Here is a 12,746-nt window from a genome sequence, read left to right as displayed (position 1 = left end):
TTGCTGCAGATGCGCTGGAGCCTGCCGGAATGCGTACAAGCCTCTCGAACACCCTCGCACTGGATCTGCCCTCCTCCCCATTAAGCCCTGCTGCCACAGGCCCCGGCCCGCTGGTACTCAGCCCGCGCCTGCACAACAAGGACCTGGCGCCCACCAAGATCGAAGGTCGGCGCTGGGGGCGCTATAGCATCTTTGCGTTGTGGACCAACGACGTGCACAACATCGCCAACTATTCATTCGCCATCGGCCTCTATGCATTGGGCCTGGGCGGCTGGCAAATATTGCTGTCCCTGGGGATTGGCGCAGCACTGGTGTACTTCTTCATGAATTTGTCGGGCTACATGGGGCAGAAGACCGGTGTGCCATTTCCGGTTATCAGCCGCATCAGTTTTGGCATTCACGGGGCGCAGATTCCGGCGTTGATTCGGGCGGTAATTGCGATTGCCTGGTTTGGGATCCAGACCTACCTGGCCTCGGTGGTTTTCCGTGTACTGCTGACGGCCATTCATCCAGGCTTTGCCGATTATGACCACAACTCGATTCTCGGCCTGTCGACCCTGGGTTGGGCGTGCTTTGTGGCGATCTGGCTGGTGCAGTTGGTGATCCTCGCCTACGGCATGGAAATGGTACGTCGCTATGAAGGCTTCGCCGGGCCGGTGATTCTGTTGACCGTGGCTGCGCTGGCCGGGTGGATGTACTTCCAGGCGAACGGGCAGATTGCCTGGTCGATCCGCGAGCCCCTGAGTGGCGGCGAGATGTGGCGCAATATCTTTGCCGGCGGCGCGCTGTGGCTGGCCATCTACGGCACCCTGATCCTCAACTTCTGCGACTTCGCGCGTTCGTCGCCGTGCCGCAAGACCATCCAGGTCGGCAACTTCTGGGGGCTGCCGGTGAATATTCTGGTGTTCGCCGCGATTACCGTGCTGCTGTGCGGCGGGCAGTTCCAGCTCAATGGCCGCGTGATCGAAAGCCCGACCGAAATCATCGCGGCGATCCCCAACACCTTCTTTCTAGTGCTCGGCTGCCTGGCTTTCCTGATTGTCACCGTGGCGGTGAACATCATGGCCAACTTCGTCGCCCCGGCCTTTGTACTGAGCAACCTGGCGCCCAAGTACCTGAACTTCCGCCGCGCCGGGTTGATCAGCGCCTTCGTTGCCGTGCTGATCCTGCCGTGGAACCTCTATAACAGCCCGTTGGTGATCGTGTACTTCCTCTCTGGCCTCGGCGCGCTGCTGGGGCCGTTGTACGGGGTGATCATGGTCGATTACTGGCTGATCCGTAAAAGCCAGGTGGATGTGCCGCAGTTGTACAGCGAAGACCCCCAAGGCATTTATTACTACAGCCGGGGGGTAAATATGCGTGCGGTGGCGGCGTTCATTCCGGCGGCGGTGATCGCCATCCTGCTGGCGCTGCTGCCGGGGTTTGCCAGCGTCTCGCCGTTTTCCTGGTTGTTTGGCGCCGGCATTGCCGGGTTGCTGTACCTGCTGATTGCCAAGCGTCAACCGCACTACGCCGATGTCAGCGGCGAAAGCATTGCCGTCGATAACGTCAGTCATTAAACAAGGACTCTCCATGCGTATCCTCGTGGTCAACGTCAACACCACCGAATCCATTACCGACACCATTGCCCAGCAAGCACGGGCCGTGGCTTCACCGGGCACCGAGATTGTCGGGCTCACCCCGTACTTCGGCGCAGAATCGGTGGAAGGCAATTTTGAAAGCTATCTGGCAGCCATCGCCGTGATGGATCGGGTAATGGCCTACGACCAGCCCTTTGATGCGGTGATCCAGGCCGGCTATGGCGAACATGGCCGCGAAGGCCTGCAGGAACTGCTCAATGTACCGGTGGTGGATATCACCGAGGCGGCGGCCAGCACCGCGATGTTCCTGGGGCATGCCTACTCGGTGGTGACGACCCTGGACCGCACTGTGCCGCTGATTGAAGACCGGCTGAAACTCGCCGGCCTCTACCAGCGTTGCGCTTCGGTGCGCGCCAGCGGCATGGCAGTGCTGGAGCTGGAAGAAGACCCGCTGGGCGCCATGGAAGCCATCGTGCACCAGGCGGAACTGGCTATTCGCGACGACAAGGCCGAGGTGATCTGCCTGGGCTGCGGCGGCATGGCCGGGCTGGACGAGCAGATTCGCCAGCGCACCGGGGTGCCAGTGGTGGACGGGGTGACGGCGGCGGTGATGGTGGCCGAGTCGTTGGTGCGGTTGGGGTTGTCGACGTCGAAGGTCAGGACTTATGCGACACCGCGGCCGAAGAAGGTCATCGGCTGGCCGGGCAAGTTCGGGCGGTAGACCGATGCGCCTGCATCGCGGGCAAGCCCGGCTCCCACAGCGATCGCCATCCAATGTGGGAGCCGGGCTTGCCCGCGATGGCCACGACTCGATGTAAGGCCGTGCTCAGATAGCACTGAAGCGTTGAGCCAGTTTCTGCTCGGCAAACTGCTCAATAACGAAATCCACAAACGCCCGTGTCTTGCCCGGCAGCAATTTATGCTCGGCGTAGTAGATGGAAATATTGCCGTCGTCCACATACCAATCAGGTAACACTCGCACCAACGCACCGCTGTCCAGGAACGGCACGGCCATCGGCATACTCACCAGCGCGATACCAAGGCCCTGGGCACTGGCGCAGCAAGCGGCTTCGGAGTCGCTCATGGTCATGGCCGGCTTCAGCACCAGTGGGCTGTGCTCGCGCTCACGGTGGGTCAGTTGCCATGAACGCACCCGGCCTGTCTGCGGCGAGCGAATCAAGATGCCGAGGCAGTGCGACAGATCCTCGGGCGCCCGCACCGGCAAGCGTCGAGCCAGGTAATCCGGCGATGCCACCAGCACCCGGTGCGCCGGGGTCAACTTGCGCGCCACCACGCCTTGGGGCAGCTCAAACCCGCCACCGATGGCCGCATCGAAGCCTTGCCCGATCAGGTCGACCTGGCGGTTATCGAAGTGCCAGTCCGGGCTGATATCCGGAAAGCGCTGCATGAATTCGCCCAACAACGGCACCACGTACCGATTGCCGAACACTGGCCCCATGCTGACCTTGAGCGTGCCCACCGGCCGCCCTTCGGCACTGGCCAGGTTGGCGACCGCATTCTGGATGGTGGTGAGGCTGCCACTGACTTCCGCCAGGAACATCTTGCCGGCTTCGGTCAGCGCCAGGCGCCGAGTGCTGCGCTGAAACAGCCGCACCCCGAGGCGCGCCTCCAACTTGGCAACGCTTTTACCCACCGCGGCGGGAGTGAGGCTCAGGTGCCGTGCAGCCTCGGCAAAGCTGCCACCCTCGGCGCTGCGCACAAAGCATTCGATACTGCCAAAGCTTTCCATATCGCCCCACTCTAAACTTTTGGTTTACACAGACTATAGCAACCACGGGCTACCGAGCTGCGCGGGTGAGGTCGATACTCGCTCCATCAACTACCTCGGAGATCGACATGAGCACACATAACCTCACCGGCAAAGTCGCCTTGATTCAAGGCGGTTCCCGCGGTATCGGCGCCGCCATCGTCAAGCGCCTCGCCGCCCAGGGGGCAGCGGTTGCCTTTACCTACGTCAGCTCGGCCGCCAAGGCTGAAACACTGCAGAACGAGGTGATCAGCGCAGGGGGTCAGGCTCTGGCGATTCACGCCGACAGCGCCGATGCCGCGGCGATTCGCGCTGCGGTCAACGCCACCGTCGAGGCGTTTGGACGCCTGGATATCCTGGTGAATAACGCTGGCGTGCTGGCCATCGCGCCGCTGGAAGCATTCAAGCTGGAAGACTTCGACCAGACCTTGGCGATCAATGTGCGCAGCGTATTTATCGCCACCCAGGAAGCCGCCAAGCATATGGGCGAAGGTGGCCGGGTGATCAATATCGGCAGCACCAACGCCGAACGCATGCCCTTTGGCGGTGGCGGGCCCTACGCCATGAGCAAGGCGGCGCTGGTGGGGTTGACCAAGGGATTGGCGCGGGATCTGGGGCCGCGGGGCATCACCATCAACAACGTGCAGCCTGGACCGGTGGACACCGACATGAACCCGGCGAACAGTGATTTTGCCGAAAGTCTGATCGGGTTGATGGCGGTAGGTCGGTATGGGCATGTGGAGGAGATTGCCAGTTTTGTGGCCTATCTGGCCGGGCCGGAAGCCGGCTATATCACGGGCGCCAGCCTGACCATCGATGGTGGTTTCAGCGCCTGATTTTGCAAAACCGCAACCCAAATGTGGGAGCTGGCTTGCCCGCGAATACGGTGAGTCAGTTGATAAATCTACTGACTGACACCCTGCATTCGCGAGCAAGCCAGCTCCCACATTTTTGACCGCGCGGGTTCAGGCCATGGGAGGCAAGCCGTAGGCGGCCAAATCAAAGTCGGCGAGCTTGCGAATAATCTGGTCAGCATGCTGGTACTTGCTGTCAGCCATGGCCTCATCGGGCACCGCAATAGCGGTCATGTGCGCAGCCTTCGCGGCCGTCACGCCGAACGGCGAGTCTTCGAACACCAGGCAATCCTCAGGCGCTACACCCAACCGGCGCGCGGCGGTGAGGAAGATATCCGGCGCTGGCTTGGCGGCGCCGACTTCCGGGTCGTCGGCGGTGACGATGGTGTCGAACAGGCCAAACCATTCACGGTGCAGGGTGGTCTTGTGGCCAAACGAGTTACGCGATGAACTGGTGCCCACCGCAATCGGAATATTGTGCGCCTTCAAGTGCCGCACCAACGCCTCGGCGCCGGGCATGCCCAGAGCCTTGGGAAAACGCTCGCTCATCAGCGGTTCGCGTATTTCCAGAAACTCGGCGGGCGTGATCGGCAGGTCCAGTGCCTTGACCACGTAATCGGCCAAATCCTGGGCACCCCGCCCGATGATGTGCTGCTTGATGCCCCAGTCGTAGGTACGGCCATAGCGTTCGGCAATGATCTGCGTGACTTCGGTGTAGATGCCTTCGGTATCCAGCAACAACCCGTCCATATCGAAAATCACGGCCTTGATCGGGACAGCGTTACGCGGTGCATTCATCACAACACAACCTTGGGGCGAGGACTAAAAGGATTCAGCACAATAACGGCCCTCGTTGCCTGCAAGCAACCTTCGTGGACCATCCGTTGATTCATACCACGCAACAGTTTTACCCGTCGGCGCTGACGGCGGCCGTCTAGGGTTTGAGAGGAAAACGTCATGACCCGTTGACGCGGATCTGAAAATATTGATTGCAAACCTTATAAAAGACTTATTAATCTCCAATGAATTCAATCCAATGGACGCGAAAAGCCGTCAAACAATTGCTTCGGTTGCATTCGTATCATCAGCAACAGGTACGCGATGCCGTGTCCGCTCTTGAACACATGCCCGATGCAATCAACGTCAAGGCGCTGGTTAACCATCCTCACAGCTATCGCTTGCGGGTAGGTCATTACCGGGTCCTTTTCGACTGGGACGGCAGCCTCCAGGTCGTCAGCATCCAAGAGGTTAAAAAACGTGACGAGCGAACCTACTGCCGTACAGATCATCCACAATACGCAGGGCAAGCCAGCCTATGTGGTGATTCCCTATGAACACTATGTGGCGCAGCAAAACGATCCAAACCTGATCCCCCATGCGGTAGTCAGCCGCCTGGTGGATGGCGCAACACCTATCCGCGCGTGGCGCGAGCACCTGAGCTTGACCCAGGAAGAAGTCGCCAAGCGCCTGGGTATTTCACAATCGGCATTTGCCCAGCAGGAAGCGGTCAGCAAACCCCGCCGCACCACGCGGGAAAAGATAGCGAAGGCGTTCGGTATCAATGCCAGTCAACTGGAGCTATAACGGCACGCTGCAAAAATTCACGTATCCCTTCACCTCACATCGAGCTCAAACATGCTCTACCGCCTAGCCGCCGACGGCCTTGTGCTGTTCCACCTGGCCTTTATCCTGTTCGTGCTGCTCGGCGGCCTGCTCACCCTGAAGTGGCCCCGGGTAATGTGGCTACACCTGCCCGCCGTTGCCTGGGGCATCACGGTGGAGGTGCTGCACCTGCCCTGCCCGCTTACCCGCTGGGAAAACCTGTTTCGCCACTTGGCCGGGCAGGATGGTTATGGCGGAGGGTTTATCGAGCACTACATCCTGACGCTGATCTACCCCGCCGGGCTGACTGCCAATATCCAATTGCTGTTGGGAGCCGTGGTGGTGGTGATCAACCTCGCGGTGTATGGGCGGGTTATCCGCCGTTACGTACAGGCTTGAGACAGCTGCGCTGGTGAAGAATCAGCGCAGCTCAATCCGTTCGCGGTCGCCCCATGTCCGAAGCCTTCGAAATCCCCAGCCCCACGAAAACGCCGGAGAGCAAATGTGGGAGCTGTCGAGCCCCAGCGAGGCTGCGATGGGATCACCGCGCAGTACCCGCCAGACTGAGTCATCTGCATCCCAGCCTCGCTGATTGATTTCAATCTGCCAGCTGAGCGCTTAGAGTGTCGCCCCGAGAATTGAATCTCGAGATTGAATCTATGGAGTTATAAGTGAAATACGTCAGTAAAGTCGTTGCAGCAGCCGTACTTGGTTTCACCCTGGCAGGTTGCACCGGCACCGCCATGAAAACCCAGCAATACGACGCCAGCCAATACACCGTGCTGGGCCACAGCGAAGCCAGCGCCACCGGCATCATGCTGTTGGGCGTCATCCCCATCGGCCAGAACAACCGCTTCGTGCGCGCCCAGGATGCAGCCATCAAGGCCAAGGGCGGCGACGCGCTGATCAACACCCAAGTACAGGAAAAGTGGTTCTGGGCTTGGGTATTGAACGGCTACACCACCAAGATCTCCGGTGATGTGATCAAGCTGAAAACCGCGCAATAAGTATGAAACTGCCAGGGCGCTGACCCGGCAAGCGACGTATCATGGGCCTGACTTTCGAGGATGGCCCATGAACCTCAGTATCGTTTACGCCCTTGCGGCCGCCGCCCTGTTCGGCGCCAGCACCCCGCTGGCCAAAAGCCTTGGCCTGGGCCTCTCGCCCATCCTGCTCGCCGGGCTGCTCTACCTGGGCAGCGGCATCGGCCTTGCCGGTGTGCGCGTCATCCGTGATCGCGGCTGGAAACCTACCGGGCTAACCCCATCGGAATGGCCCTGGCTACTTGGCGCCATCGCCTTCGGCGGCCTCCTCGGCCCCGTTGCATTAATGTTCGGCCTGACCCGCACCACCAGCGCCAGCGCCTCCCTGATGCTCAACCTTGAGTCGGTACTGACCGCCGTGATCGCCTGGGTCGTGTTCCGCGAAAACGCCGACCGACGCATCGTCCTCGGCATGCTCGCCATTGTGCTGGGCGGCGTGGTGTTGTCAGGGTCCGGTGCTGACGGCAACCGCCAGGACTGGACCGGACCGCTCGCCGTTGCGCTGGCGTGTTTGTGCTGGGGGATCGATAACAACCTCACGCGCAAAGTGTCCGCGTCTGACGCATTGTTTATCGCAGGTGCCAAAGGCTTGATTGCGGGGCTGGTCAATTGCAGCCTGGCGCTCTACCTCGGGGCGCAGATTCCGGGCGTGGCGCAATTGGCACCGATTCTACTGGTTGGGTTCCTCGGCTATGGCATCAGCCTGGTGATGTTCGTGCTGGCCCTACGCGGGCTGGGCAGCGCGCGCACCGGCGCTTATTTCTCCACGGCACCTTTTCTCGGTGCCGCAGTGGCGTTGCTGGTATTTGGCGAATCGGTGACCGTGGCGTTCTGGATTGCCTCGGCGCTGATGGCCGTGGGCGTGTGGCTGCACCTGACGGAGCGGCATGCCCATGAGCATGTGCATGAGGCAACGGAACATGGGCATTGGCATGTGCATGATGAGCATCATCAACATGAGCATGGGTTTGAGTGGGATTCGAAGGTGCCTCATAGCCATGTGCATGTACATGGAGTGATGAGGCATAGCCATGCGCATTTTCCGGATGTGCATCATCGGCATAGGCATTGAGAGGGCAGCGCGTCGCCCGTGTCAAAGGAACGGATTAGTTTTCTATAAAGAGCCAGCTGATACACATGACGGTAGCGGATGTGAAAGCAATCAGTGTAGGAATGACCATCCAGTACTTGAGATGTCGTGGGATTTTTTCCACGTCCTCAACCCGTACTAAACGTCTCCATTGGAGCACTTTAGGCATAAGAATGATGATAGCCATGGCGAATACGCGCACCTGCCGGCCTTCAAATGGAGTATTACGAAAAATACGCCGGTGCATGTTTACATAGTCGCTGTGCTCCACAAAGCGCTCCGCCGCATCGAGTTTTTTGAACATGGCACAAAAAGTGAGAGGAATGCTAAATAGCATGATGACGCCCGCGCACATGCCGATGTATTCGAAGACCATTTAACCCCTCACAGTCTCATAGAGCACTTTTCCTATATTTTCTCCGAAAGAGCTTCCGGCTTTGCCTAAAACGAGCCCACCTGTGGCACCGCCAACGATGGCACATGCCAAGGCTCCGGCGCCTGCTGTAGGTATGCCAAAAACAATCATGCAGGCACCTGTTCCTACAGCGGCCCCCATACTCCCACCTAGCAATGCACCACCCACCCCCAGCACTGACTTACCTCCTTCCACATACTTCGCCTGCGTGCACGCTTGCTCACGCCCCGAGGAGCACGCCTCCGTTATCTCCAGAGCCGTCGCCCCAACATCCAGCGCTATACCAATATAAGTACCCTTCTTCAAAATCTGCGAAGCCTTGGCTACTCGCTTAACCCGCTGCTCATACCCAGGAATTTCTCCATGGTGCCAATAGCTTTTACTGGAAATCCCCAGCATTTTTTTTATTGACCCTTCCTTTTTCATACCTGTCCCAAAGCGCGCCACTCCGGAAAGTTGGGTATCCAGCCGTGTAAACAGCGCTGCTCGCTTGACCAGGAACGCCTGCTTCGCCTCCACGGAGCCCTTTCTCAAGTACTGCTTATGCAAATCCTCAATGTCCATAAGCGTCTTCTCGATTTGCTCCAGATGTTTGTTCCAGGCACTGCTCGCGCTCCCCATGCCGAGGGAGGTGTAAGACAAGATCGCCTGTAGCTGATCATAGTTTTTGATCAGGAACTGGTCCGCTGCGGAGTGCGCCAGCAGGGCAAGTTTTATGTTCTGCGCCGAGCGCATCAACCGTGCCTCCTCAGCGGTGCACGATGCGGTTCGGCTATCCCCGATGATGACTAAATGCCCAGGCAACACCACTGTGTTGCGGATGTGCGAGTTGAGGATGTCGAATTTGGTCTGTGAATGCGGATCAAGCTTCAGGCTGATTTTGAGCAATGGATAAGGCTGCGGTTGCTCATTGATAAATGCATAGGGTCCCTGCATGCACACACCTCCAAGTGACTGAGGTGCAGGACTATAAGAAGGCGTTACAACCGCAGTAAGACGCGCGCTTGAGCTCTGTTAATGTTTCGGAAATAGACTACTTAAGATCGGGCATACGCCTACAAACGCAGGCTTTGTGCCGTTACACAAGTCCTTGAGAACCTCGCACTACGTAGTGAGATCAGTAGTGATGCGATTGTACTCAGTGATTTTGAGTTGCTTTGTTCAATCCCTTTGCGCGACGGCTGCGATTTGCTGGACGTCATGAGAAGGCGAATGGATATGCCAAGCGCGTGACCTGACAACGCTAGCCTTTTCAAACCCCAGAAATCACAAAACCCCTAGTTTCTCTCGAAACCAGGGGTTTTGTTTACATCGAATTTGGCGGTGAAGGAGAGACTCGAAAGCGCTGTGGAAATTACTTAAAGATCGCTTTGTTGTAATATTCTCCTGACTTAATTGCAGGATAAAGTACACCTAAGCGCTCAACACATCTGTGCTCAAATTCTTCGTGCACCGATTTCTTCCCCTGAAATTTTCTCTCTTTACCCACGGCCGCTTCGTATGTCATCTCGCTAGTTATCAGATTAAGAACCTTCTTCCTGCATAGATCTTCGTAAGACACCACTACTTGAAGAAAGCAAACCGTAAAAAGTGTCTTCAACACTTCAACACTATTCTTTTCCGTTCGAAAAGATTTAGGCACCACCGAACACTGATGGGATAGCAATAAACTTTTAGCTTTACTTACATCCTTATCCGAAAAAATCGCATATGGATTATGCGCAAAAGTATTCCTTATACCATTGCAATAGTCAAAAAACTTTCGCACATCTGAACTCAAAACACCTAAAGCAGAAAGAAAATCAAACTTCAGCAAGAAAGAAACTCTTCTTAGCTCCATTACATTAGCCATAGGAAGAGCTTCAAAAAGAGTTTTATCTAGAACTTTATCTATCGAAAAGTGTAATTTTACGACCAAATTTAATAAATCGGTTTCACCCTCAACTAAAGTTCTAAAGTCTTTCTCAATAGACTCAACGTTCATCGGGCTCTCCTTGCAAGGTCTCAAAGCGCCATTTTTTTGCAATTCAAATGTGAGCGTGAATTCCCAGCAACCAAGCTGCACCCACCATCTTCAGGTGCAGATCTGGCCTACAAACTGACCTAGGCGCTCCCAATGATCAATAGTTTAGGAGCTCGTTTGCAAGTCACCTGCCTCCACCACTGTTCCCAGAATTGTTCCCATACGGCCCTTTTTCAGACACCAGAAACCACAAACCCCCGACTTTCTCTAGGAAAATCAGGGGTTTGTGTTTACTTAATGTGGCGGTGAAGGAGAGATTCGAACTCTCGATACAATTTCTTGTATACACACTTTCCAGGCGTGCTCCTTAAGCCACTCGGACACTTCACCGTATCTCGTCAAACCAGTTCAGTCTGTCGAGGCGCGCTAATGTAGTCGAAAGCCTTTCTGATGGCAAAGGTTTTTTTCAGAATTTTCATGCGGTTAGACCGTTATGCCATTCCCCGCCCGGCAAGGGGTGGTGATTGTGCCATTCTCAGGCATCGGCGGCACGCGTCTGGAGCGCTTGCTGCGCCCTGCTCCGGGGCGTCTACCCTTGGGGATGGAGGAAAAGCCTGACTGGGTAGTCAGTCACGGCGCTTTACCCGCACGGGCGTGGTGAGTAACGTCTGCGCATCTATCTCTATAACAAGCCCTACAAGGAACCGCGTCATGAGTGAGTTGATTGCCTACCACTTCGAAGACGGTATCGCGACCCTGACCCTGAGCAACGGCAAGGTGAATGCCATTTCTCCGGCGGTGGTCAGTGAGTTTAATGCGGCGCTGGATCAAGCCGAGAAGGATCGGGCGGTGGTGATCATCACGGGTACGCCGGGGATTTTGTCGGGTGGTTATGATTTGAAGGTGATGACCGCCGGCCCTAAAGAGGCAATCAGCCTGGTGACCTCGGGTTCGACCCTGGCGCGGCGGATGTTGGCGCATCCGTTCCCGGTGATCGTGGCCTGCCCTGGGCATGCGGTGGCCAAGGGCGCGTTCCTGTTGTTGTCGGCCGATTATCGGATTGGCGTCGAAGGCCCGTTCAGCATTGGCCTCAATGAAGTGGCGATTGGCATGACCATGCACCACGCCGGTATCGAGTTGGCGCGGGACCGCCTGCGTAAGTCGGCGTTTCAGCGTTCGGTGATCAATGCCGAGATGTTTGATCCACAAGGCGCCTTGCACGCCGGTTTCCTCGACAAGGTGGTGGCACCGGAAGAACTGCACGCCGCCGCACTGGAAGCGGCACGGCAGCTGAAGAAGATCAATATGAACGCGCACAAGCACACCAAGTTGAAAGTGCGTCGCGCACTGCTCGAAGCTCTGGACGATGCAATCATCCAGGATCAGGGCCATAGCCTGAGCTAAATCCTACACCTGCTGTGCCTGAGCCCGACCTTGAGTCGGGCTTTTTCTTACCTATAAATGTGAAACGTCCGTAGCCGCTCTAGCTAGCCGGTATCGGCCCATGTGGAAACATGCGCTTAAACATCGGCTATCTCCTACATCTGTAGGGGCAATTGCCGAATACAGTGCACATCCGTACACTGCGCCACCTTTTGTCCCGATGGGCCGTGTCGATGCTTTTTCTGTTGCGTATGTTGTTGATGAGCCTGCATTTTATGATCGCTGGCGTGCTGGGTGTGCTGGTCGGTGTGTGCCGGCCGTTCAATCCGGACAACAGCCGTCTCTGCGCTCGCCTGTATGCGTTGCCGGCCATGCGGATCCTGGGCTTGAACGTGAAGACCGACGTCGACTCGCTGCGCAACAAGCCCGGTACCTGCGTGGTAATCGCTAATCATCAGTCCAACTACGATCTGTTTGTGTTCGGCAATGTGGTGCCCCATCGCACGGTCTGCATCGCCAAGAAAAGCCTGAAATGGGTACCACTGTTCGGCCAATTGTTCTGGCTGGCGGGCAATGTGCTGATCGACCGTGACAATGCGCACAAGGCCCGGCGTGCGATGCTCACCACCACGCATACCTTGCAGCATGAGGACACGTCGATCTGGGTGTTCCCAGAAGGCACGCGCAACCTGGGCAAAGGGTTGTTGCCGTTCAAGAAAGGCGCGTTCCATATGGCGATTGCGGCCGGTGTGCCTATCGTGCAGGTGTGTGTCAGCAATTACGTGACGCAGATGAAGCTCAATCGTTGGGACAGCGGCAGTGTGCTGATACGATCTTTGCCGCCGATTCCTACCTGTGGATTGACGGTGGATGACATCCCTCAGTTACTGCTGACGTGTCAGACGCAGATGGATGAGTGCATTGCACAAATGGACCGTGAGCTTGTAGGAGCGAGCTTGCTCGCGAAAAACGTATAAGCGACGACGGTCCCACCTGATGGCGCTGCGTTATCGTTGACGATCTTCGCGAGCAAGCTCGCTCCTACAGG

At 57.1% G+C, this 12,746-nt stretch carries 15 protein-coding genes, 1 tRNA gene and 2 pseudogenes; 12 read left to right on the top strand and 6 right to left on the bottom strand.

Features of this window, described 5'->3' with window-relative positions:
• The first annotated feature begins 29 nt into the window (after positions 1-29).
• Together ODQ19_RS06745 and ODQ19_RS06740 are read left to right on the top strand one after the other, a co-directional pair.
• The gene (locus ODQ19_RS06745; RefSeq protein WP_330209641.1) at positions 30-1,559 is read left to right on the top strand and encodes an NCS1 family nucleobase:cation symporter-1; all 1,530 of its coding nucleotides are present in this window, start codon (positions 30-32) and stop codon (positions 1,557-1,559) included.
• 13 nt (positions 1,560-1,572) lie between these two features.
• Positions 1,573-2,301: an aspartate/glutamate racemase family protein gene (locus ODQ19_RS06740; RefSeq protein WP_034126767.1), complete on the top strand. Its 729-nt coding sequence runs from the start codon at positions 1,573-1,575 to the stop codon at positions 2,299-2,301.
• Between the two features lie 105 nt (positions 2,302-2,406).
• On the opposite strand, the gene ODQ19_RS06735 is transcribed toward ODQ19_RS06740, so the two are convergent.
• Positions 2,407-3,330 carry a LysR family transcriptional regulator gene (locus ODQ19_RS06735; RefSeq protein ID WP_330209640.1) on the bottom strand — a complete coding sequence of 308 codons (924 nt, stop codon included), beginning with the start codon at positions 3,328-3,330 and terminating at the stop codon, positions 2,407-2,409.
• Between the two features lie 107 nt (positions 3,331-3,437).
• On the opposite strand from ODQ19_RS06735, the gene ODQ19_RS06730 reads away from it, so the two are divergent.
• A complete protein-coding gene (locus ODQ19_RS06730) occupies positions 3,438-4,184 on the top strand; it encodes a 3-oxoacyl-ACP reductase family protein (protein WP_330209639.1) in 747 nt (248 codons plus the stop codon).
• Positions 4,185-4,313: 129 nt separating this feature from the next.
• Here ODQ19_RS06730 and ODQ19_RS06725 read toward each other — a convergent pair whose 3' ends face one another.
• Positions 4,314-5,000 (bottom strand): HAD-IA family hydrolase, encoded by a 687-nt coding sequence (locus tag ODQ19_RS06725; RefSeq protein ID WP_054897203.1) that lies wholly within the window; start codon positions 4,998-5,000, stop codon positions 4,314-4,316.
• A 224-nt stretch (positions 5,001-5,224) separates the two neighbouring features.
• Here ODQ19_RS06725 and ODQ19_RS06720 point away from each other — a divergent pair.
• The 5 genes and pseudogenes from ODQ19_RS06720 to ODQ19_RS06700 all read left to right on the top strand — a co-directional run.
• Positions 5,225-5,476: pseudogene (locus ODQ19_RS06720) on the top strand (type II toxin-antitoxin system RelE family toxin); the annotation flags it as partial.
• Positions 5,460-5,786, top strand: coding sequence for a helix-turn-helix domain-containing protein (locus tag ODQ19_RS06715; RefSeq protein ID WP_094774077.1), 327 nt, complete (start codon positions 5,460-5,462; stop codon positions 5,784-5,786). The pseudogene ODQ19_RS06720 and the gene ODQ19_RS06715, both read left to right, overlap by 17 nt.
• A gap of 51 nt (positions 5,787-5,837) precedes the next feature.
• Positions 5,838-6,203: a DUF2784 domain-containing protein gene (locus ODQ19_RS06710; RefSeq protein WP_330209638.1), complete on the top strand. Its 366-nt coding sequence runs from the start codon at positions 5,838-5,840 to the stop codon at positions 6,201-6,203.
• Between the two features lie 272 nt (positions 6,204-6,475).
• Positions 6,476-6,811, top strand: a complete 336-nt coding sequence (locus ODQ19_RS06705; RefSeq protein WP_003193349.1) for a hypothetical protein — start codon at positions 6,476-6,478, stop codon at positions 6,809-6,811.
• 67 nt (positions 6,812-6,878) lie between these two features.
• Positions 6,879-7,919, top strand: a complete 1,041-nt coding sequence (locus ODQ19_RS06700) for a DMT family transporter (protein ID WP_330209637.1) — start codon at positions 6,879-6,881, stop codon at positions 7,917-7,919.
• A 34-nt stretch (positions 7,920-7,953) separates the two neighbouring features.
• Here ODQ19_RS06700 and ODQ19_RS06695 read toward each other — a convergent pair whose 3' ends face one another.
• Positions 7,954-8,313 carry a hypothetical protein gene (locus ODQ19_RS06695; protein WP_116667105.1) on the bottom strand — a complete coding sequence of 120 codons (360 nt, stop codon included), beginning with the start codon at positions 8,311-8,313 and terminating at the stop codon, positions 7,954-7,956.
• Positions 8,314-9,288, bottom strand: a complete 975-nt coding sequence (locus ODQ19_RS06690) for a hypothetical protein (protein ID WP_330209636.1) — start codon at positions 9,286-9,288, stop codon at positions 8,314-8,316.
• Between the two features lie 129 nt (positions 9,289-9,417).
• Here ODQ19_RS06690 and ODQ19_RS06685 point away from each other — a divergent pair.
• Positions 9,418-9,585 (top strand): annotated as a pseudogene (locus ODQ19_RS06685) (short-chain dehydrogenase); the annotation flags it as partial.
• Positions 9,586-9,706: 121 nt separating this feature from the next.
• On the opposite strand, the gene ODQ19_RS06680 reads toward ODQ19_RS06685, so the two are convergent.
• Both ODQ19_RS06680 and ODQ19_RS06675 read right to left on the bottom strand, forming a co-directional pair.
• Positions 9,707-10,336: a hypothetical protein gene (locus ODQ19_RS06680; RefSeq protein ID WP_116667107.1), complete on the bottom strand. Its 630-nt coding sequence runs from the start codon at positions 10,334-10,336 to the stop codon at positions 9,707-9,709.
• A 279-nt stretch (positions 10,337-10,615) separates the two neighbouring features.
• A tRNA-Ser gene (locus tag ODQ19_RS06675) sits at positions 10,616-10,705 on the bottom strand.
• 103 nt (positions 10,706-10,808) lie between these two features.
• Here ODQ19_RS06675 and ODQ19_RS06670 point away from each other — a divergent pair.
• The 3 genes from ODQ19_RS06670 to ODQ19_RS06660 all read left to right on the top strand — a co-directional run bounded on the left by ODQ19_RS06670 (position 10,809) and on the right by ODQ19_RS06660 (position 12,675).
• Entirely contained in the window at positions 10,809-10,976 is a 168-nt protein-coding gene (locus ODQ19_RS06670; RefSeq protein ID WP_330209635.1) for a hypothetical protein, read from the top strand.
• Between the two features lie 50 nt (positions 10,977-11,026).
• On the top strand, positions 11,027-11,719 hold the full coding sequence (locus ODQ19_RS06665) for a crotonase/enoyl-CoA hydratase family protein (protein ID WP_014719521.1): 693 nt from the start codon (positions 11,027-11,029) through the stop codon (positions 11,717-11,719).
• A gap of 212 nt (positions 11,720-11,931) precedes the next feature.
• A complete protein-coding gene (locus ODQ19_RS06660) occupies positions 11,932-12,675 on the top strand; it encodes a 1-acylglycerol-3-phosphate O-acyltransferase (protein WP_330209634.1) in 744 nt (247 codons plus the stop codon).
• Positions 12,676-12,746 lie beyond the last annotated feature (71 nt).

This window comes from Pseudomonas sp. AM4(2022) (genome assembly GCF_036346515.1).
Classification (GTDB): domain Bacteria; phylum Pseudomonadota; class Gammaproteobacteria; order Pseudomonadales; family Pseudomonadaceae; genus Aquipseudomonas; species Aquipseudomonas paracarnis.
The sequence above is the reverse complement of the archived record's forward strand: the minus strand, read 5'-3'. Positions and strand labels throughout refer to the sequence as shown.